This window comes from Agrobacterium tumefaciens (assembly GCF_013318015.2).
GTDB classification, from domain to species: domain Bacteria; phylum Pseudomonadota; class Alphaproteobacteria; order Rhizobiales; family Rhizobiaceae; genus Agrobacterium; species Agrobacterium tumefaciens.
Window position 1 is genome coordinate 1,984,033 of record NZ_CP115842.1, and the last position, 21,168, is coordinate 2,005,200.

The following is a 21,168-nucleotide window of genomic DNA, read 5'->3' on the forward strand; positions in this document are numbered from 1 at the left end:
AAGTTCCTGACATGAAAGTCAGGTTTGCTCCCCGGAACCCTCCAGGCCGGGGAGTTTTTGTTTTGACGAAAGACCGAACGACTTTTTGTCAACAATGTCATTGCTGGCAATTGAAAGCGCGTGACGCGTCGACCAGCTTCTAGGCCGCATTTCCATACTACCGGCCAAGCACCGCGGCGGGCGGCTGGGGAGGGTGCACTGGCTCTTCGAAGGTTCGCAGCAAACGGCCCCAGCCCGGATCATGCATATGCGCTTCAAGACCCGCGCGGGCGGCAAGTGCCAGTGCCTCTTCCTGTCCAAAGGAGAGAGCCGCATCGACGTCGGTCGTCAGAACACGGCCGTTTTCCATCAGCATCTTGCCATCGACGAAAACGGTATCGACGTCGCTTCCCAGAACCTGATGCACGAGACGGTGCACCGGCATCCACATCGGCATCAGATGTGGCTTGCGCATGTCGATGACGACGACATCGGCCTTTTTGCCAATTTCGAGCGAGCCGATTTCATCTTCCATGCCGATGGCATGGGCGGCGTCGATGGTAATCATTTCGAATATCTTGCCCGGCGGCAACAGGTAGCGATCGTGATTGTGCAGCAGGTGTTGCGTGAACTGTGCAAGTCGGGCGGTCTGGAGCATATCGAAGTGACGGCTGGGTGCCGCGCCATCGGTGGTGATGGCGACTCGAATCCCCTTGGACATCATTTCCATGATCGGCGTTGAGCGGCCCGGCGGGGCGTGGGTCACGCGCGTGCCGGTTTCCGCCAGAATGTCGATCTCTTCATGCGAGATGCCCCAGCAATGCTGGAGGTGGATATCCGGGCCGAGAAGCGCATTTTCCTTATCCTGAAACGCCATGCGGATTTGCCCCGCAAATGCATCCGAATGTAGCCTGACGCCCATTTTCCGGGCCGTCTCGCGTATTCGGCGCGCCTGCATGCGGTCGTTTTCCGTTAGTTTCACCGCCTGGTCGGGGCTTGAAGCGTTGGAGGGTTCCACCGAGGGAACGATGGTAAAGGGTGTCAGAAAAACACTGATGCGTCCGTCTGCCGTTCCGTTCAGGGCGTCGATCGTGGCTTCGCTGCCTTCGATCATTTCCTCGAAGCTTACATTTCGGCGCTCCGGAGAGCCGCTTTCCCATCGGGTCACCGGATGCGGCCAGGGCAGGCCGGAAGGTCCAACGCAGATGATTTCACGAAGCCCGATCTCGTCATAAGCGCGGGCGTGGTTGATGGCAAAGACGGGGTCGTCGGCGCGTGGCATCGAGGTGATGATGCTGGCACCTGTCGTCACGCCGGCGCGAAGCCGCTCGATGCCGGATACCAGGCCGTCCGCATACCAGTAATCGCGTGTGACGTAGTGATAGTAGGTCGGCGTCACGACCTTCATCCACATGGCGTTGGTGTCGGCCGCAATGCTGCGGATCAGCGCGTGCCCTGCATGGCCATGGGCGTCAATGAGGCCGGGAATGATGAGTTTTCCCCGGCAATCTATGATCTGTTTGTCGCTGTGACGTGGCGCCAGCTCCGCTGCTGTACCGATGTCGACAATACGGTCGCCCTGAATGGCAAGGCCACAATCCTCGATGATGCGTCTTTCGCGATCCACCGTCACCATCGTGCCGTGCAGCAGCAGAAAATTCCCCATTTCGTCCTCTCCCTCATTGAAGTGCAGCTTGTATCCAGAACCTGGCGATTTTGGATACGATAATTGTCAACAATATTATTGACAATACGCCTGTGCGAAACAATACTCCGCCTTGTCCGGCCGGTAGGTCTGCCGGCTATCCAATGATTTATAAAAAGGGGGGATCAAATGTCCCGAATTAGAAGTTTCGTTCTGGCCGCCATGGCCGCCGCCGCCATTGCCGTTCCCGCAAACGCAGAAACCTTGCGTTGGGGCGGCCGCGCGGATCTTTACTCGCTTGATCCGTATTCGGTGCCTTCCACCTCCAACCTCGCCTTTCTCAATCATATCTATGAAGGGCTGGTGCGTTACGGGCCGGACTTCAAGATTGAGCCGGCGCTTGCGACGGAGTGGAAACTTGTTGATGAAAAAACATGGCGTTTCACCCTGCGCAAAGGTGTGAAGTTCCACGACGGTGCTGAGTTTACCGCTGACGATGTCGTTGCATCTTTCACGCGCGCTTCGGATGCCACCTCGCCATTGCGCGGCAATATTCCGGTTTTCGCCGGCGTGAAGAAGGTCGATGATTACACCGTCGATCTGAACGTCACCGCGCCCACCTCGCTTTTCCTCAACGACATCACAAATATCTTCATCTTCAATGCCAAGTGGTTGAAAGATAACAACAGCGAAAAGCCGACCGACTTCGCTTCCAAGGTCGATGGCTACACGACGATGCACACCAACGGCACCGGCCCGTTCAAGCTTGAGAGCCGCGTTCCCGATAGCAAAACGGTTCTTGTCGCGAACGATTCCTGGTGGGATCAGAAAAAACACAATCTCGATCGCATCGAATTCGTGCCGATTGCCTCGGCCGCAACCCGCGTTGCAGCTTTGCTCTCCGGCGAAATCGACCTGATCGATTCCGCGCCGATCCAGGATCTGCCGCGTCTGGAATCCTCGCCCAACATCACGGTGAAGAAGCGCACCGAGCTGCGCACGCTGTTCATCGGCTTCAATCGCCGCGAAAAGCTGGAAGACGGCAAGCCTAACCCGTTCAACGATCTTCGCGTTCGCCAGGCATTCGAGGCGTCGATCGATCGTGATCTCATCAACAAGAAGGTCATGCGCGATCTTGCAAGACCGTCCGGCTCGCTTATTGCGCCTGAGATTGCGGGTTACGCCAAGTCGCTTGATACCTACCAGCCTGCCGATCCGGCAAAGGCGCAGAAGCTGCTTGCCGATGCAGGTATGAAGAACCTTGCATTCACCTATACCTGCATGAATGACGAAAGCATCAACGAGGAAGACATCTGCTCCGGCGTTGCCAACATGCTCAAACGCGGCGGTTTCCAGCCGACAATCGACATCGCCCCGCGTTCGGTACAGTCTCCCAAGCGCAATGGTGGCAAGGCCGATGTCTTCAACCTCAGCTGGGCGAACGAGCCCACGCTCGATGCCTTCTCGTTCCTGTCGCAGATCCTGTCGACCCGCAAGGGCGCGATGGGCGTATCCAACTATGGCGGCTGGTCTAACCCCGAGATCGACAAGCTGGTGGATCAGGCAGCACACGAGCAGGACAATAACAAGCGTCTCGCGCTTGAAGAAGCTGCATTGAAAATAGCCAAGGACGAGACGATGCTTGTTCCGCTGCACCAGCAGCCAATCGCCTGGGCCATGCTCGGAAAGGTCAAGAGCGTTGATTTCCGCGCCGACAACAAGCCGCGCCACTGGCTGACTCAGGTCGGCAAGTAATCCGGAATATCAGGGAGGCATTGGGCATTTCGCTGAACGCCTCCCTGAATGCTCCGCTGCCGGTGCAATTGTTGACAATGTTACGGGCGCATGCGGCCCGTACCCCGTCTCTTGCAAAAATGGGCAAACCTGCCTGCCTTTTGGCCACGGGTTTGCATCCGAGAGGTTACAATGCTGGTTTTCATCATCAAGCGTATGGGAAATGCCATTCTGGTCATGCTTTCCGTCGCGCTTATTGCATTTCTCATTTTCAGGCTTGCCGGAGACCCCGTCGAGTTGATGGTGGGGGAGCAGACGTCGCAGGAAGATCGCGCCGCCTTGCGTGAGCGTCTTGGTCTTAACGACAGTCTGCCAACGCAATATCTGCGGTTTGTCAAAGATGCCGCCCAGGGCAATTTCGGCGTTTCCTATCGCAACGGCCAGCAGGTGCTGCCGCTGATCGCGGAGCGGTTTCCGGCCACGCTGGAACTGGTTCTGGTGGCCACGATCATATCACTTGTCGTCGGCCTGCCGCTTGGGGTGCTGACGGCGATCAGGCGCGGAAAGTGGTATACGGAGGGCCTGCAATTCCTGTCGATTGTCGGCGTCTCGCTGCCAAGTTTCGTTGTCGGCATTCTGCTTATTCTCGTCTTTTCGGTCAGCCTCGGCTGGGCGCCGGCCTTTGGTCGCGGTGATGTCGTGCAGCTCGGCTGGTGGTCCACCGGCCTGCTCACCTCATCGGGGCGTGCCGCACTCATTCTGCCTGCCATCGCGCTCTCGCTTTACCAGATCACGCTTGTCATGCGTCTGGTCCGCGCCGAGATGCTGGAGGTGCTGCGGTCCGATTTCGTGAAGTTCGCCCGTGCACGCGGCATTCCCCGCTGGCGCATTTATTTCCGCCATGCGCTGCGCAACTGTCTTATGCCTGTTGTGACGCTGACGACGATGAATGTCGGTTCGCTCATCGCTTTTGCGCTCATCACGGAGACAGTGTTTCAGTGGCCGGGCATGGGCATGCTGTTCATACAGGCGGTGACGTTTCTCGATATCCCCGTCATGGCGGCCTATCTCTGCATCATTTCCTTCATCTTCGTTGTCCTCAACACGTTCGTCGACATTGCCTATGCGGTGATCGATCCGCGTCTGCGCACTGCGCGCTAACCGAAGGGAGCCGGTTTCATGGCCACAGACCTTCCGCAAACGGCAAAACCTGCCCGCCCGTCGCTCATCAAGCGCATACGCAACAGCGATCTCTACTGGTCGTTCAGCCACAGCAAATCGGCCAAGATCAGCGCGCTGATCCTTGCAGTCCTCATCCTCGCCGCCGTTTTCGCGCCCCTGATCGCACCGCAGAACCCTTATGACGGCGCGTCGCTCGACATGTGGAAGGCCGAACTGCCGCCGGTGTGGCAGGAGGGCGGCGAATGGCCCTTTCTGCTCGGCACGGATACGCAAGGGCGCGACATGCTCTCCGCTATCCTCTACGGCACGCGCATATCGATCGTGATCGGTGTTGCCTCGGTAGCACTTTCCCTGGTCATCGGCATGACTGCCGGGCTTGTGGCCGGTTATTTTGGCGGTTTTGCCGATAATCTCCTGATGCGCATCGGCGATATCACGCTCTCCATTCCGACAATTCTGGTGGCAATTCTCGTCTCCACGGTCGTCAGACAGATGCTTCCGGACAATCTTCGCGAGGTCGGCGCATCTGCCGTGCTCATTCTCGCCATCGCGCTTTCCGCCTGGGTGCAATATGCGCGCACCGTGCGTGCCCAGGCGATTGTCGAAACCGGCAAGGACTATGTGCAGGCGGCGAAGCTGATCGGCGTTCCCGCGCGCCGCATCATGGCAAACCATATTCTGCCCAATACTCTGACGCCGATCATGGTTGCCGCCACGCTCAACTTCGGCATGGCGATCCTGACCGAAGCGACGTTGTCGTTCCTCGGCATCGGCATGCCACCCAGCCAGCCGTCGCTCGGAACGCTGATCCGCATCGGCAACCAGTTCCTGTTTTCCGGTTCCTGGTGGATCGTGTTGTTTCCCGTTTTCCAGCTCTGCCTGCTCGTCGTCACCGTCAACCTTCTGGGTGACTGGCTGCGCGATGCGCTCAATCCGAAACTGAGGTGAGTTCCATGTACGATCTTCTGCTCCGCAACGTCAGGCCCATGGCGGGCGACACCTGCGATATTCTGGTAAGACAGGGAAAGATTGCCGGTTTTGGAAAGTTCGAGGCCGAACCCGGCATGGCGGTCGAGGATGGCAACGGTGCAATCGTCGCGCCCGGTCTCATCGATGCACACACCCATCTCGACAAGACGACATGGGGCATGCCCTGGCATGAGAACAACCGTGCCGCCATCCTGCGCGGACGGATCGATTTCGAGCGCGAGAACCGCACCCAGATCGGTATCGATCCGCACCGCCAGTCCATGCGCCACGCCATCGGCCTTGCTGCAAACGGCGGCACGCATATCCGCAGCCATGTGGATATCGATCCGACCCACGGCCTGAAGCTTGTCGAAGGCATATGGGAAACACGTGAGAAGCTGAAAGGCATCATCGACATCGAGGTCGTTGCCTTCCCGCAGTCCGGCGTCATGGTCATGCCCGGCACGGTGGAGTTGCTGGACGAGGCCCTGAAACAGGGATGCGAAGTCCTTGGCGGCATCGATCCCTGCGGCATCGATCGCGATCCCAAAGGTCAGCTCGATATCCTCTTTCAACTCGCGGTCAGGCACGGCGTGCCGATCGACATTCACCTGCATGAGGCTGCCGATCTCGGCGCCTTCACGATGGAGCTGATCTTCGAGCGTATTCGTGCCAATGGCATGGAAGGCAAGGTCGCAATCAGCCACGCCTTTGCGCTGGGCATGAATGATTACATCAGGGTCGGCAAGCTGATCGATGAAATCGCCCGGCTCGATGTGGCGATCCTGACGACGGGCGCGCCCTCGGCAACCGTGCCGTCGATCATGCGGCTGAAGGAAGCCGGCGTTCGCGTTGGCGGCGGTTGTGACGGCATTCGCGATACCTGGGGACCCTGGGGTCAGCCGGATATGCTCGACCGGGCCAAGATCATCGGCATGAAGAACGGCTTGCGCTCGGATATCGAGCTTGCGCATGTCCTCCATGTCGTCTCGCAGGGCGGTGCCGATGTCATGGGCCTCAAGGATTACGGTCTTGAGGTTGGCTGTGACGCAGACTTCACGCTGCTGACCGGCGAAACATTGGCCCATGCCGTTGTCGATGTCGCGCCGCGGCCGCTGGTCGTAAAGGGCGGACGCGTGACCGCCAGAGGCGGCAAGGCGGTGGTGGAGGCACCATGATGAGCAATCCGATACAGTCTATCGCTCTCGGTGAACGGCCCTCCGGTCGCACGCTGCTCACCGCAAGCTGGGTGGTCGGTCATAAGGACGGGTCTCACCGGCTGTTGAAAAACGGCGAAGTGGTTTTCGAGAACGGCGAAATCCTTTTTGTCGGCCATGGCTTTCCGGGCGAGGTCGCGTGGCGCGTCGATTTCGGCAATGCCCTGATCAGCCCCGGCCTGATCGACCTCGATGCGCTTTCCGATTTCGATACGACTATTTTGGGGATCGACAATCACCCCGGCTGGGCGAAGGGCCGTGTATGGCCGCGCTCCTATGTCGAGGCCGGTCCTTACGAGATGTATTCCGAGGAGGAGCTTGCCTTCCAGAAACGTTTCGCCTTTGGCCAGCTTCTCCTCAACGGCATCACCACGGCGGCACCCATTGCCTCGCTGTTTTATCGTGAATGGGGAGAAACGGTCGCTGAATTCGAGGCTGCGGCCGATGCTGCCGGCGAACTTGGTCTCCGGGTCTATCTCAGCCCCGCCTTCCGCTCCGGCGGCATGGTGCTGGAAGAGCCGGGGCGCATGGTGCCCGTGTTCGACGAGGGACGCGGTCTTCAGGGGCTGAAAGAAGCCGTGTCGTTCATCGAACGGCAGACCGGAAGGCACGGTGATCTCGTCCGCGGCCTTCTCGCACCTGATAGGGTTGAAACATCGACGCTCACCCTGCTGGAAAGAACCGATGCGGCCGCCCGTGACCTCGGCTGCAAATTCCGGCTGCATATGGCGCAGGGCACCATGGAAGTTGACACGGTTCGCAAGCTGCATGGCTCGACTGCACCGGTGTGGCTCGCCAAGGCAGGCCTGCTTAGCGACCGCCTTATCGCGCCGCACGCCACCAATGCGACGCAGGAAGATCTGGCGCTCTATGCGGAAAATGGCGTGTCCATCGTCAACTGTCCGCTGGTGTCGGCCAGAAGCGGCAGTACGCTGTCGTCCTTCTCCGCGTGCCGGCAGCTTGGAATAAACATTGCGATGGGCACCGATACGGCGCCCGCCGACATGCTGATGAACCTGCTTGTCGGTCTCATCACCTGCCGCATCAATGACGGTGCTCCAGATAAGGTCCGCTCGGCCGATCTGTTCGACGCCGCCACGCTCGGCGGCGCTCGGGCGCTGGGTCGCTCCGATCTCGGGCATCTTTCCAAGGGTGCGCGCGCCGATATCGTGGTCTTCGATCTGGATGACACGGTCATGGCACCGAGCCTCGATCCGATCACGACGATTGTCACTGGCGGTTCGGGCAAAATCACGCGCGCCGTGTTTGTCGATGGCCGTCTCTCCATGCGGGAAAGACAGGTCGCGAGCATCGACATGGCGAGCGCCCGCATTCAGGCGCAGGCACAGTTCGATGGGCTGATCGCGAAATATCCCGAGCGAAGCTGGGCCAATCCGCCCGTTTCGGAAATCTTCCCCCCGAGCTACCCGGTGGAGGTGAATACCAATGGATGACATGAACCAGTCGGTTATCGATGTCCGCAATTTGAAAGTCGAGTTTCCCGGCCGCCGGGGAACGGTGACGGCACTTTCGGATATCAGCCTTTCCATCCGCCCCGGCGAAATCCTCGGTGTGGTCGGGGAGTCCGGTGCCGGAAAATCCATGACCGGCCTTGCGATACAGGGTTTGCTCGAAAAACCGGGCCGCATCGCGGATGGCGAAATATGGCTTGGGTCGCGTCGTATCGATCAACTCGATGACAGGGCGATGGAAAGCATCCGTGGCCGGGAAATCGGCGCGATCTTTCAGGATCCGCTCACCTCACTCAATCCGCTGTTCACGGTTGGCGCGCAGCTCGTGGAGACGATCCGCCAGCATCTGCCACTTTCGAAAAGGGATGCAAAGGCACGCGCAGTCCAGCTTTTGCGTGATGTCGGTATCCCATCTCCGGAAGAGCGCGTCGATCACCATCCGCATCAATTCTCCGGTGGTATGCGCCAGCGCGTCGTCATAGCGCTCGCACTTGCGGCGTCGCCGAAACTGATCATCGCCGATGAACCGACGACGGCGCTTGACGTGTCGATCCAGGCGCAGATCATCTCGCTGCTGCGCAAGCTCTGCAAGGAAAAGCAGACGGCTGTCATGCTGGTCACCCATGATATGGGCGTCATCGCCGAAGCGGCCGATCGCGTTGCCGTGCTTTATGCTGGCAGGTTGATAGAGGTGGGGCCGGTCGAACAGGTTCTCCATGCGCCGAGGCACCCCTATACGCAGGGCCTGATGGCCTCCATTCCTTCGCTCGGCGCGCGAGTGGAACGGCTCAACCAGATCGACGGTGCCATGCCGCGTCTCGACGCCATCCCGCCCGGATGCGCCTTCAATCCGCGCTGCGGGTTCTCAGGACCGCGTTGTCTTCGCGAGCGGCCGGAACTGGAAGCGGTGGGTGATGGCGCCAGCGCTTGCTGGATGAATGCAGGAGGTACAGCATGAACACGCCCGTTCAAAGAACACCCGCATTGACGGTCAAGGGCCTCACCAAGACCTTCGATGTCTCTGCCCCATGGCTCAACCGGATCATTGAGCGCAAGCCCCGGCAATTCGTCCAGGCCGTAAACGACATCGATTTTACGGTTCCGGCGGGCGGCTGTCTCAGCATCGTAGGGGAAAGCGGCTGCGGCAAGTCCACGGTTGCCCGTCTGGTGACCGGGCTGTTCCGGCCAAGCGCGGGTGATTTCCACTTCGCCAAGGGTCGCAAGGATACACCGCTTTCGGCGCAGATGATCTTTCAGGATCCCTATGCCTCGCTCAATCCGCGCTGGCGGGTGAAGAATATCATTGCCGAACCCATCCGCGAACTGAAACTTCGTGCGACCCGGGCCGAGACCATGGAACGGGTGGAGGAACTGTTGCTGACGGTTGGTCTGTCTGCTTCGGACGGCGAAAAGTTTCCGCACGAATTTTCAGGCGGCCAGCGTCAGCGCATCTCCATTGCCCGCGCTTTGGCAAGTGAGCCCGAGTTTCTGGTCTGTGACGAGCCGACATCGGCACTCGATGTATCGGTGCAGGCGCAGGTGCTGAACCTGATGCGACGCCTTCAGGACGAGTTGGGGCTGACCTATCTGTTCATCAGCCACGACATGAGCGTGGTTCGCCACATGTCGGATCGCATCGCGGTCATGTATCTTGGCCGCATTGTGGAGGAGGGCGACACGGAGGAGCTGTTCGCCCGCCCGCGTCACCCCTATACCCAGCTTCTGCTGCAGACCATTCCCAATATCGACGCGCCGCGCCGTGACCGGGAACTGGTTGCCGGTGAAGTTCCAAGCCCGCTCAAACCGCCATCGGGATGCACGTTTCATCCGCGTTGCCCGCTTGCAACGGCGCGCTGTTCGGCGGAGGTGCCAAAGGTGCGCACGCTTGTCGGCGGCACACGTGTCGCCTGCCATCTGGTGGCGGACGAAGAAGAGCGGGTTGTGAAGGAAAGAGAACTCGTCTGACCGTCGGGTCAGGCGAGTGCGGCGCGCAGATCGTGGGAAAGGTCGCGGATTTCGCTGAGATCGAGTTCCGCTTCCACATGTTCCAGATGGTGGGTCATCAGATGCGTGGCTTTCGCCGGGTCGTTATTGGCAATCGCATCGACGATTTCCGCATGCTCGTCCGGTCCGCAATTGAAGCGGTCGGTGTTGCGGTAAACGGCGGTGATGAGGGAGGAACGCGAAATGAGGTCGCGCATGGTGGTGAACAGGAAATCGGAACCGGCCGTTTCCGCAAGCAGCAGATGGAACCCGCCGGAGAGCTTGATGATATCTGTGGTGATGTTGTGAGCATTGGCCACGCGCTCCTTGGCGACATGGTCGCGAAGCCGTTTCAGATCGGCCTTGGTGGCCGATTTGCACAGACGTTCAACGACACATTGCTCCACGGTACGGCGCACGAAGAACACGTCTCTGGCTTCTTCGACCGATGGTTTCGAAACGAAGGCGCCGCGATTGGGAACGATAGTGACGAGACCGTCGCGCTCCAGAACGGACAGGGCCTGACGGATACGTGCACGGCTGACACTAAAAATTGTCGCCAGTTGTTCTTCCTTCAGCTGCACGCCGGGACGCAGCCGCCGCTCAGCGATGGACAGCCAGACTTTCTCGACAATTTGCTGTGTGGACTGGCCGTTCTGCTCGGTCATTTTGTTCGCTCTCCATTAGGGTTAGAAAAGCGTGATGCCGCCGAAAAAGTCAACTGTTTCAACAGGGTTTTGGTTGCATAATTGTCAACAATATGAAACAATATTGTATACTATAAACGGGAAAACGTCATGGAATTCGACTTCACCACGCTTGAGCCACAGAGCCGCTATCGGTTGCTGACGAATTTTATTGGTCCACGGCCGATAGCGCTTGTCACGACCCGCTCGGAAGCGGGCCACAACAATGCAGCGCCGATGAGCTTTTTCAACGTCTTCTCCCATGATCCGCCCATCGTTGTTCTCGGAATCCAGCCGCGTCTGAATGGCGAGGAGAAGGACACGATGGCCAATATTCGCCGCACCGGCGAGTTTGTCGTCAACATGGTCGATATGACTATTTCCGAACATATGCTTGTCTGCGGCCTCGGTTTCGACAGCGAGGTCGACGAACTTTCCATGGCGCAGCTGACGCCGACGCCCTGCAACAAGATCGATGCAAGCTTTGCAGCGGAATCGCCCTGCGCCTTCGAGTGCCGGGTGGAGCGTCTGATCGATTATCCGCGGCGGACGCTGGTGCTGGGGGAGGTCGTGCACATGCATGTCCACAGGGACTGCCTCGACAAGGAGGGGCATTATGTCGATCCGGACCGATACCAGCCGATCGCACGCCTCCATGCCGACAATTACATTACCTCGGATCGCCAGTTCGTCTTGAAGGCGCCCCCGATTACCGACTTCATCAAGCCAGATGGCAAGTGACAGTCCCGAAAGGCTGACCTGAATGCATATTCGTCTCATCAACCCAAACTCAACCGCCTCAATGACGGCGCAGGCGCTCGAGAGCGCCTTGCGCGTCAGGCAGGCGGATACGAAGATTTCCGCTGCAAATCCTGTCGATACGCCGGTCAGTATTGAAGGCGGGGCCGATGAGGCGCTGGCTGTTCCCGGCATGCTGGAGGAAATTCGCAAGGGCGAGCGGCTGGGCGTCGATGCCTATGTCATTGCCTGCTTTGATGATCCGGGCCTGCATGCGGCGCGTGAAGTTGCGCGTGGTCCCGTGATCGGCATCTGCCAGGCCGGCATTCAGGTTGCGATGACGATCAGCCGCCGCTTTTCCATCATCACAACGCTGCCGCGCTCCATCCCCATTATCGAAGATCTCGTCGATAGCTACGGTGCACAGCGGCATTGCCGCAGGGTTCGTGCCATCAATCTGCCGGTGCTGGGTCTTGAAGAGGATCCGCTTGCAGCCGAGGCGATGTTGATCCGTGAAATCGAAGCGGCCAAGAAAGAAGATGCGGCAGAAGCCATCATCCTCGGTTGCGCCGGCATGTCCGCACTGTGCGACAGGCTGCGCGAGGCAACCGGCGTCCCTGTCATCGATGGTGTCACGGCCGCCGTCAAGCTGGCCGAAGCCCTGGTGGGCGCGGGTTACGTGACATCCAAGGTCAATGCCTATGATTATCCGCGGGTGAAGGAAACCAAGCTCGTCGCCTGACCGGGAAAGGCGGGTGCGGCAAAGCGCCTCCACGGCGTTTGCGACAAAGCTCGCCTCGCTCTAGTGTCTGCTTTCGCGCCGGTCCGCAGAATGGCCGCGCGGGATGGGAGGCAGGATGATCGACAAGCTGGAGTTTTTCATTGCACTTGCGCGCGCGGAGCATTTCGGGCGGGCCGCGGAGGAGTGCGGCATCTCGCAGCCGACGCTGTCTGCGGCCATCCGGCAACTGGAAGATCAGCTCGGTGTCGTGCTCGTCGTGCGCGCGGCCCGATATCAGGGCCTGACGCCGGAGGGGCAGCGGGTTCTCGAATGGGCAAGGCGTATCGTTGCCGATACACGTACCATGCGGGAGGAAATGCGGGCTGCGCGCAAAGGTCTCGCCGGCCATATCCGGCTTGCCGTCATCCCCACCGCTCTCGCCATGGTGCCCAGGCTCACCGAACCCTTTCAGGCGCGCCACCCGGCAGTCACGTTTTCCGTCACCTCCCGCACGTCGTTGCAGGTTCTCAGCCAGATCGAAAATCTCGAAATCGACGCGGGAATCACCTATCTCGACAACGAACCTCTGGGCCGGGTAACGACGGTTCCGCTTTACTCGGAGCGATATCACCTGATTGCGGCAGCAGGCACGCCCCTTGCCGATCAAGAGAGCGTGACCTGGAAGCAGGTTTCTGGTCTTCGGCTTTGCCTATTGACTTCCGACATGCAAAACCGCCGCATTATCAACAAGCACATGGCCGAAGCGGGTGTTGAAGCGAAACCCACGCTCGAGTCCAATTCGATGATTGTACTGTTTTCCCATATCCGAACCGGACAATGGGCTTCAATTATGCCGCGTAACATCGCGGAATCGTTTGGTTTTCCAAAGCAGATCCGAATGATCCCGATTGTCGAGCCCGATGCCGAGCATCTTGTCGGCCTCATCGCTACCTATCGTGAACCGCATACGCCACTCGTTTCCGCACTGCTGCATGAGGCCCGATTGCGCGTCGCGGCCTCCGCTTTTGATAGAAATTTCCTATCGACTGACGGAAAGACGATATTGACCTGATCTTGCTCCGCTCGCCATTCTTTCGCCATCAGGCAGCGCGGCGCGCCGGACAAGGATGTGGAGGTCCTCCGGTTCAAACGCCCGCCACCTGTCGGTTTGGGAGGACTGGCTCATGAATATTCGTGCTGTCGCCGCAGATGAGGCGACGCGTGTGCAGGCTATCATTGACGACTGTCTGCATATGGAAGGGCCAATGCTGCCCATCCTGCACAGGGTGCAGGAAGAATTCGGCTATGTGCCTGATAGCGTCAAACAGGTGATCGCCCTGGCCCTCAACGTATCGCGTGCCGAAGTGCATGGTGTTGTGAGCTTCTATCCCGATTTTCGCGACCATCCCCGCGGGCGCCATGTGCTGAAGCTCTGTCGGGCCGAGGCTTGCCAGTCGATGGGCTGCGAGTCTCTTGCCGACACCATCAAGGGGAAACTTGGTCTCGACTGGCACCAGACGGCAAAGGATGGCTCGGTCACACTCGAGCCGGTCTTCTGTCTCGGACTCTGCGCCCAGGCACCCGCGCTGATGCTGGATGGCGAGGTTCATGCCAGAGTGGATGAGCACTGTCTTGGCGACATTCTGGCGGAGGTGCGTCGATGAGCGTGACCGTTTTTGTGCCTTGCGATTCCGCAGCACTCGCCGTTGGTGCCGACCGCGTTGCCGAAGCAATCCAGGGTGAGGCCGCGGCCCGCAATCTTGATATTCGCCTTGTCCGCAACGGTTCGCGCGGCCTGCTCTGGCTTGAAGTGCTGGTAGAGGTCGACACCCATCATGGCCGCGTTGCTTATGGTCCGGTCAAAGCTTCTGATGTTTCCGGGCTGTTCGATGCGGATTTTCTTCATGGCGGCGATCATGCGCTCTGTCTTGGGCTGACCGAAGAAATCCCTTTCCTGAAGAATCAGACGCGCCTGACGTTTGCGCGCTGCGGCGTGACCGATCCGCTTTCGCTGGAAGACTACCGTGCCAACAAGGGCATGAAGGGGCTGGAGAGAGCCGTTGCACTCACCCCCGCGGAGATCGTCAAACAGGTCACCGATAGCGGCCTTCGCGGACGGGGTGGCGCCGGTTTTCCGACCGGTATCAAGTGGAAAACCGTGGCGGATGCCACCGCTGATCAGAAATACATTGTCTGCAATGCGGATGAGGGCGACAGCGGCACCTTTGCCGACCGCATGATCATGGAAGGCGATCCCTTTGTTCTTATTGAGGGCATGGCCATTGCCGGCCTCGCGGTTGGTGCAACGAAGGGCTACATCTACACCCGCTCCGAATATCCCCATGCCGTTAGGACGATGGAAAAAGCCATCGACATTGCCCTGCGAGAAGGGGTGATCGGCGCGTCTGTGCTGGGTTCGGGTCGCGCGTTCGATCTCGAGGTGCGCATGGGCGCCGGAGCCTATGTATGCGGTGAGGAAACCTCGCTTCTCAACAGTCTCGAAGGCAAGCGCGGCACGGTGCGCGCCAAGCCGCCGCTTCCCGCCCTGCAGGGGCTGTTCGGCAAGCCGACGGTAGTCAACAATGTCATTTCTCTTTCTTCGATCCCTGTGATCATGGATCGCGGCGCGGCGTTCTACCGGGATTTCGGCATTGGTCGTTCGCACGGCACAATCCCGATCCAGCTTGCCGGAAACATCAGACATGGCGGGCTTTACGAGACCGCTTTCGGTCTGCCGCTCGGGCAATTGGTCAACGAGATCGGCGGCGGTACCATTACTGGCCGGCCGGTCAAGGCGGTTCAGGTCGGCGGCCCATTGGGCGCTTATTTCCCGGTGTCGCTGTTTGATACGCTGTTCGACTACGAGGCATTTACCGCCGCTGGCGGCCTGATCGGTCATGCCGGCATTGTCGTCTTTGACGACACCGCCGATATGCTGCGCCAGGCGCGTTTTGCCCTGGAATTCTGTGCCGTCGAAAGTTGCGGAAAGTGTACGCCATGCCGGATCGGTTCGACACGCGGTGTCGAGACGGTGGACAAGATTTCCCTTGGAATAGAAGCAGAGCGAAATACGGCGCTGCTTGAGGATCTCTGCGAAACCATGAAGTTCGGTTCGCTCTGCGCGCTAGGCGGATTCACGCCTTATCCCGTGATGAGCGCGCTCAGGCACTTCCCGCAGGATTTTGCACCCATCCCACGTGTCGAAGCGGCGGAGTGAGACCATGGCCCTTATATCTGAAATCGACTACGGAACACCAAAATCCACCTCGACAGAGATGGTCACGCTAACGATAGACGGCCGCGAGATCACCGTGCCGGCGGGAACGTCCATCATGCGTGCTTCGAGAGAAGCGGGCATCGATGTTCCCAAACTCTGCGCCACCGATATGGTCGATGCCTTCGGTTCCTGTCGCCTCTGTCTCATCGAGGTGGAGGGCCGCAATGGCACCCCCGCCTCCTGCACCACGCCAGTGGCGGCCGGTCTTGTCGTCCACACCCAGACGGAACGCCTGAAGCAGATCCGCAAGGGTGTGATGGAGCTTTATATCTCCGACCATCCGCTCGACTGTCTCACCTGCGCCGCAAATGGCGATTGCGAATTGCAGGATATGGCCGGCGCCGTCGGCCTGCGTGACGTGCGTTACGGCTATGATGGCGACAACCATGTGAAGGCCCGTGCCGGCGATGGCGACCTCAACGCCAACTGGATGCCAAAGGACGAGAGCAACCCGTATTTCACCTACGATCCGTCGAAGTGCATCGTCTGTTCCCGCTGCGTGCGCGCCTGTGAGGAAGTGCAGGGAACGTTCGCATTGACGATCGAAGGGCGCGGCTTTGAAAGCCGTGTTTCGCCCGGCGCCCACGAGGCATTTCTTGATTCCGAATGCGTTTCCTGCGGCGCCTGCGTGCAGGCCTGTCCGACGGCGACGCTGACTGAAAAATCGGTGATCGACATCGGCCAGCCCGAACATTCGCTGGTCACCACCTGCGCTTATTGCGGTGTCGGCTGTTCGTTCAAGGCGGAAATGCGTGGCGAAGAGCTGGTTCGCATGGTGCCGTGGAAGGACGGTCAGGCAAACCGTGGCCATTCCTGCGTCAAGGGTCGCTTCGCTTATGGGTATGCCAGCCACCGCGACCGCATTCTCAACCCGATGGTCCGTGAAAAGATCAGCGACCCGTGGCGCGAAGTGACGTGGGACGAGGCGTTTGCCCATGTCGCCTCCGAATTCCAGCGCATTCAGGGAACCTATGGCCGCGAATCCATCGGCGGCATCACCTCTTCCCGCTGCACCAATGAAGAGACGTTTCTGGTCCAGAAGCTCATCCGCGCCGGTTTCGGCAACAACAATGTCGATACCTGCGCCCGCGTCTGTCATTCGCCGACAGGTTACGGGTTGGGGCAGGCGTTCGGCACCTCTGCCGGAACGCAGAATTTCGATTCCGTCGAACATTCTGATGTTGTCCTCGTCATCGGCGCCAACCCGACGGACGGGCACCCGGTGTTCGGCTCACGCTTGAAGAAGCGGCTGCGCCAGGGCGCCAAGCTGATCGTCATCGATCCGCGCCGCATCGATCTCGTTCGCACGCCGCATGTGGAGGCGTCGTTCCATTTGCCGCTGAAGCCCGGGACGAATGTTGCTGTGCTGACGGCCCTTGCCCATGTCATCGTCACCGAAGGTTTGTTCGACGAGGCCTTCATCCGCGAGCGTTGCGACTGGTCGGAATTTGAGGACTGGGCCGCCTTCGTGGCCGAACCGCAGCATGGCCCGGAGGAAACCGAAAGCTTTACCGGCGTACCCGCCGAGGAGCTGCGCGGTGCCGCCAGGCTGTTTGCCAAGGGCGGCAATGGCGCAATCTATTATGGGCTTGGCGTTACCGAACACAGCCAGGGTTCCACGACCGTCATGGCGATTGCCAATCTTGCCATGGCGACCGGCAACATTGGTCGCCCCGGTGTCGGCGTCAATCCGTTGCGCGGCCAGAACAATGTGCAGGGTTCCTGCGACATGGGGTCTTTCCCGCATGAGCTTCCCGGTTATCGTCATATATCCGACGATGCCACCCGGGAAATATTCGAAAAGCTCTGGGGCGTTACCCTCAACAACGAGCCGGGGCTGCGCATCCCCAACATGCTGGATGCAGCCGTCGATGGCAGTTTCAAGGGCATCTACATTCAGGGCGAAGACATTCTCCAGTCGGACCCGGACACCAAGCATGTTTCAGCCGGTCTTGCCGCGATGGAATGTGTTGTCGTGCACGACCTGTTCCTGAACGAGACGGCGAACTACGCGCATGTCTTCCTGCCGGGTTCCACCTTCCTCGAAAAGGATGGCACGTTCACCAATGCCGAACGCCGCATCAATCGTGTGCGCAAGGTCATGTCGCCGAAAAACGGCTATTCGGATTGGGAGGTCACCCAGAAGCTGGCTCAGGCCATGGGGCTGAACTGGAACTATACGCACCCGTCGCAGATCATGGATGAAATCGCCGCCACGACGCCGAGCTTTGCCGGCGTTTCCTATGACTATCTGGAGAGCAGAGGCTCGGTGCAGTGGCCGTGTAACGAAAAATTCCCGGAAGGCTCGCCGATCATGCATGTGGACGGGTTCGTGCGCGGCAAGGGCAAGTTCATCCGCACCGAATATGTGGCGACGGACGAGCGTACCGGCCCGCGCTTTCCGCTGCTGCTCACCACCGGCCGCATTCTGTCGCAGTACAATGTCGGCGCGCAGACACGGCGCACCGAAAACGTCGTCTGGCATGAGGAGGATCGTCTCGAAATCCATCCGCATGATGCCGAACAGCGTGGCGTCAAGGATGGTGACTGGATCAAGCTCGCCAGCCGCTCGGGCGATACGACGCTACGGGCGCTGATCACCGATCGCGTTGCGCCGGGGGTGGTCTATACCACCTTCCACCATCCGGGCACGCAGGCAAACGTCATCACCACCGACTACTCCGACTGGGCGACGAACTGTCCGGAATACAAGGTAACTGCGGTTCAGGTCTCGCCCTCGAACGGGCCGACCGAATGGCAGGAAGGATATGACGCGCTCAGCCGCCGTTCGCGGCGGATCGCAGGCAAGCTCGAGGCGGCCGAATAATCGGGGCCGGGGCAATCCCGGCCTTTTGAAAACGTGAACGTCGTCCGTGAGGCGGCGCGGGGAAACAGCCATGTTGCTTAATCACACCGACGAAAAACTGGTGAGAATGGCGAACCAGATCGCGACTTTTTTCCTTTCCCAGCCGGAGGATATCCGCGTTGAGGGGGTCGCCACCCACATTAACAAATTCTGGGAACCCCGTATGCGCAAACGGTTTTTCGAGATGGTTGATGCCGGTGCCGGGGAGTTTTTGCCGCTGGTGCTCGCAGCAGCGCTCAAGATCAAGAGGCCGGGGGTGCCCGCCGCCGATGCGGTCGGGCTTGGCAAGGATGCCACGGGAACGCCGGAGGGCAAGGGCGTTGCTGCGGGCGAGTCCTTGTCCGAACCGAGCATTCCCGAAACCACGTAAAGCCAGACGGTAACACGCCGCAAACAGGTATTGCCGGATGGGGGACATCCGGCGTTCTCGGTAACGCCCGGTCGATGCGGCCAATGCGGGCGTATCATGGTTGTCCAGACATTCACGAGGGAGGTAGTGTCGATGGCAGTAGCAGGCGTATCTGCGGGAGGGCCGGTGCAAGCCGGGGTTCTAGACCGCGAACGGATCATAGCAAAACCCGGCTTCAACCGCTGGCTGGTACCGCCGGCGGCTTTGGCCATTCACTTGTGTATCGGCATGGCCTACGGCTTCAGCGTCTTCTGGCTGCCGCTGTCCAAGGCATTGCCGGCAACGGACCCCAGTTGCTCCAGCCTTACCCTTGTCGGGGCACTGTTCACCACGGAGTGCAACTGGCGTGTGGCCGATCTTGGCTGGATCTATACGCTCTTCTTCGTCTTGCTCGGATGCTCGGCGGCGATCTGGGGCGGTTGGTTGGAAAGGGTCGGACCGCGCAAGGCCGGCTTCGTTTCCGCCTGCTGCTGGTGCGGCGGCATTCTGGTTGCAGCGATTGGCGTGATGACGCATCAGCTCTGGCTGATGTGGGTCGGGGCAGGTGTCATCGGCGGCGTTGGTCTTGGTCTCGGTTACATCTCGCCGGTCTCGACATTGATCAAATGGTTTCCGGACCGGCGCGGCATGGCAACCGGCATGGCCATCATGGGCTTCGGCGGCGGCGCTATGATCGGCGCACCGCTTGCCAATCTGCTCATGAATACCTTCAAGACGGATACATCAGTCGGTGTCTGGCAAACGTTCGTCGTCATGGCATTGATCTATTTCGTCTTCATGATGGCGGGTGCCTTCGGTTACCGCATTCCACCGGCGGGCTGGCGTCCGGAAGGCTGGACGGCCCCGGCGGCCAAAAGTGCAATGATCACCAATCGTCACGTTCATCTGCGTGATGCGCACAAGACGAAGCAGTTCTGGCTCATCTGGGCGGTTCTGTGCCTCAACGTGTCAGCGGGTATCGGCGTGATCGGCATGGCATCGCCAATGTTGCAGGAGATTTTCGCGGGTTCGTTGATCGGTCTGCCCGGCGTTGGTTTTGCGGACCTCAACATCGAGCAGAAAGCATCGATCGCCGCCATCGCGGCCGGGTTCACGGGCCTGCTGTCGCTGTTTAACATCGGTGGCCGCTTCTTCTGGGCTTCCATGTCCGACAAAATCGGCCGCAAGAACACTTACTTCTGCTTCTTCGTGCTTGGCATCATTCTTTATGCGCTTGCCCCGACGCTGGCAACGATGGGTTCCAAGGCGTTCTTCGTTCTTGCCCTCGGCATCATCCTGTCGATGTATGGCGGCGGCTTTGCAACCATTCCCGCCTATCTTGCCGACATATTCGGCACGCAGTTCGTCGGCGCGATCCATGGCCGCCTGCTGACGGCATGGGCAACGGCGGGTATCGCCGGGCCTGTTGTCGTCAACTACATCCGCGAGGCACAGATTGCGGCCGGTGTCGCGCCGGGTCCCGCACTCTATACCAGCACCATGTACATCCTGGCGGGGATGCTCGCGATCGGCCTCGTCGCCAACGCGTTTGTCCGACCGCTGCCGGAGAAATGGTTCATGTCGGATGCGGAGGTTGCGACACTTCAGGCCAAGACTGCAGCTGCCAATGCAGGGCCCACCGGTTCCTTCGGTATCGGCAGGGGTGGTTTGGACGCCAAGGCCGCACTCGCCTGGGCAGCCGTCGGCATACCACTTCTCTGGGGCGTGTGGGTCACGGTCAAAAGCAGCCTTGTGCTGTTTGGCTGATTGCAACAAACATCAGATCGTCCGGGCAGCCCTGTGGCTGCCCGGATTTGTTTTCAGGCCTTGAGTGACAGGCGGGCATTCTCGAAGGGCAGGCCGTCATCGTCAGTCGACCTGCGCGAGACTTCAAGGAAGCCAAGCGAACGGTAAAACCGCATCGCCTGCTCATTGGCGGTATAGACCTCAAGCGACAATTCACCCTTGAGATCAAGCGCGTGGGCGATGAGCCTGCGCCCGATACCCTTGCCATGTTGTGCCGGTGCGACGAACAGGCCTCCGATGAAACTGTCGAGCAGGCTGATGAAGCCAACAGGGTCGCCGGCCTGCGCCGCGACGAAAGTCTCCGATAGCGGCAGATAGGTATCTTCGATCAGCCTTTGCTGCTCGCGCAAACGCTGCGTGCCGATAAAGGGATGCGCCAGCAGCGAGGCATCGAGCCAGATGCGTGACAGGATTTGCGTATCCGCTGCCGCGTCAAACGGCCGGATGTCGATAGATTTGATATTCATGGAAATTCCGCAGAATTAGACATGCCAAAGGGTCAGCT

Annotated in this window: 18 protein-coding genes; 15 read left to right on the top strand and 3 right to left on the bottom strand. The window is 59.6% G+C overall.

All coding sequences use genetic code 11. The features are described 5' to 3' along the window. Window positions 1-157: 157 nt before the first annotated feature. Window positions 158-1,645 (bottom strand): amidohydrolase family protein, encoded by a 1,488-nt coding sequence (locus tag G6L97_RS22440; RefSeq protein ID WP_174003824.1) that lies wholly within the window; start codon window positions 1,643-1,645, stop codon window positions 158-160. 168 nt (window positions 1,646-1,813) lie between these two features. Between G6L97_RS22440 and G6L97_RS22445 the strand changes: the two genes are divergently transcribed. The 7 genes from G6L97_RS22445 to G6L97_RS22475 all read left to right on the top strand — a co-directional run bounded on the left by G6L97_RS22445 (window position 1,814) and on the right by G6L97_RS22475 (window position 10,163). Continuing rightward, window positions 1,814-3,379: an ABC transporter substrate-binding protein gene (locus G6L97_RS22445; protein WP_035200413.1), complete on the top strand. Its 1,566-nt coding sequence runs from the start codon at window positions 1,814-1,816 to the stop codon at window positions 3,377-3,379. Window positions 3,380-3,550: 171 nt separating this feature from the next. Continuing rightward, the gene (locus G6L97_RS22450; RefSeq protein WP_004431345.1) at window positions 3,551-4,519 is read left to right on the top strand and encodes an ABC transporter permease; all 969 of its coding nucleotides are present in this window, start codon (window positions 3,551-3,553) and stop codon (window positions 4,517-4,519) included. An 18-nt stretch (window positions 4,520-4,537) separates the two neighbouring features. Beyond that, complete coding sequence (locus G6L97_RS22455) at window positions 4,538-5,488, top strand: ABC transporter permease (RefSeq protein WP_142851423.1); 951 nt, start codon at window positions 4,538-4,540, stop codon at window positions 5,486-5,488. A 5-nt stretch (window positions 5,489-5,493) separates the two neighbouring features. Further along, window positions 5,494-6,687 (top strand): amidohydrolase family protein, encoded by a 1,194-nt coding sequence (locus G6L97_RS22460; protein ID WP_013761070.1) that lies wholly within the window; start codon window positions 5,494-5,496, stop codon window positions 6,685-6,687. Further along, the gene (locus G6L97_RS22465) at window positions 6,687-8,180 is read left to right on the top strand and encodes an amidohydrolase family protein (RefSeq protein ID WP_174003826.1); all 1,494 of its coding nucleotides are present in this window, start codon (window positions 6,687-6,689) and stop codon (window positions 8,178-8,180) included. The genes G6L97_RS22460 and G6L97_RS22465 overlap by 1 nt, the downstream gene beginning before the upstream one ends. Continuing rightward, window positions 8,173-9,156 (top strand): ABC transporter ATP-binding protein, encoded by a 984-nt coding sequence (locus tag G6L97_RS22470; RefSeq protein ID WP_004431353.1) that lies wholly within the window; start codon window positions 8,173-8,175, stop codon window positions 9,154-9,156. The genes G6L97_RS22465 and G6L97_RS22470 overlap by 8 nt, the downstream gene beginning before the upstream one ends. Next, window positions 9,153-10,163: an ABC transporter ATP-binding protein gene (locus G6L97_RS22475; protein ID WP_013761068.1), complete on the top strand. Its 1,011-nt coding sequence runs from the start codon at window positions 9,153-9,155 to the stop codon at window positions 10,161-10,163. Before G6L97_RS22470 ends, G6L97_RS22475 begins: the two co-directional genes overlap by 4 nt. An 8-nt stretch (window positions 10,164-10,171) precedes the next feature. Here the strand turns inward: G6L97_RS22475 and G6L97_RS22480 are convergent, their stop codons facing one another. Next, entirely contained in the window at window positions 10,172-10,849 is a 678-nt protein-coding gene (locus G6L97_RS22480; RefSeq protein ID WP_004431355.1) for a GntR family transcriptional regulator, read from the bottom strand. 129 nt (window positions 10,850-10,978) lie between these two features. Between G6L97_RS22480 and G6L97_RS22485 the strand changes: the two genes are divergently transcribed. The 8 genes from G6L97_RS22485 (at window position 10,979) to G6L97_RS22520 (ending at window position 20,624) form a co-directional block, all read left to right on the top strand. Further along, a complete protein-coding gene (locus G6L97_RS22485) occupies window positions 10,979-11,608 on the top strand; it encodes a flavin reductase family protein (protein ID WP_004431356.1) in 630 nt (209 codons plus the stop codon). A gap of 22 nt (window positions 11,609-11,630) precedes the next feature. Beyond that, window positions 11,631-12,347, top strand: a complete 717-nt coding sequence (locus G6L97_RS22490; RefSeq protein WP_013761066.1) for an aspartate/glutamate racemase family protein — start codon at window positions 11,631-11,633, stop codon at window positions 12,345-12,347. Window positions 12,348-12,462: 115 nt separating this feature from the next. Then, window positions 12,463-13,398, top strand: a complete 936-nt coding sequence (locus tag G6L97_RS22495) for a LysR family transcriptional regulator (protein ID WP_004431358.1) — start codon at window positions 12,463-12,465, stop codon at window positions 13,396-13,398. A gap of 112 nt (window positions 13,399-13,510) precedes the next feature. Continuing rightward, on the top strand, window positions 13,511-13,990 hold the full coding sequence (locus G6L97_RS22500; protein WP_174003828.1) for a formate dehydrogenase subunit gamma: 480 nt from the start codon (window positions 13,511-13,513) through the stop codon (window positions 13,988-13,990). Next, complete coding sequence (locus G6L97_RS22505; protein ID WP_174003830.1) at window positions 13,987-15,543, top strand: formate dehydrogenase beta subunit; 1,557 nt, start codon at window positions 13,987-13,989, stop codon at window positions 15,541-15,543. Before G6L97_RS22500 ends, G6L97_RS22505 begins: the two co-directional genes overlap by 4 nt. Before the next feature lie 4 nt (window positions 15,544-15,547). Further along, a complete protein-coding gene (fdhF, locus tag G6L97_RS22510) occupies window positions 15,548-18,430 on the top strand; it encodes a formate dehydrogenase subunit alpha (RefSeq protein WP_065660325.1) in 2,883 nt (960 codons plus the stop codon). Window positions 18,431-18,500: 70 nt separating this feature from the next. Further along, window positions 18,501-18,839: a formate dehydrogenase subunit delta gene (locus G6L97_RS22515; protein ID WP_019566726.1), complete on the top strand. Its 339-nt coding sequence runs from the start codon at window positions 18,501-18,503 to the stop codon at window positions 18,837-18,839. A gap of 132 nt (window positions 18,840-18,971) precedes the next feature. Further along, on the top strand, window positions 18,972-20,624 hold the full coding sequence (locus G6L97_RS22520; RefSeq protein WP_035200423.1) for an OFA family MFS transporter: 1,653 nt from the start codon (window positions 18,972-18,974) through the stop codon (window positions 20,622-20,624). Between the two features lie 53 nt (window positions 20,625-20,677). Here the strand turns inward: G6L97_RS22520 and G6L97_RS22525 are convergent, their stop codons facing one another. Next, a complete protein-coding gene (locus G6L97_RS22525; RefSeq protein WP_035200424.1) occupies window positions 20,678-21,130 on the bottom strand; it encodes a GNAT family N-acetyltransferase in 453 nt (150 codons plus the stop codon). Window positions 21,131-21,168: the final 38 nt, after the last annotated feature.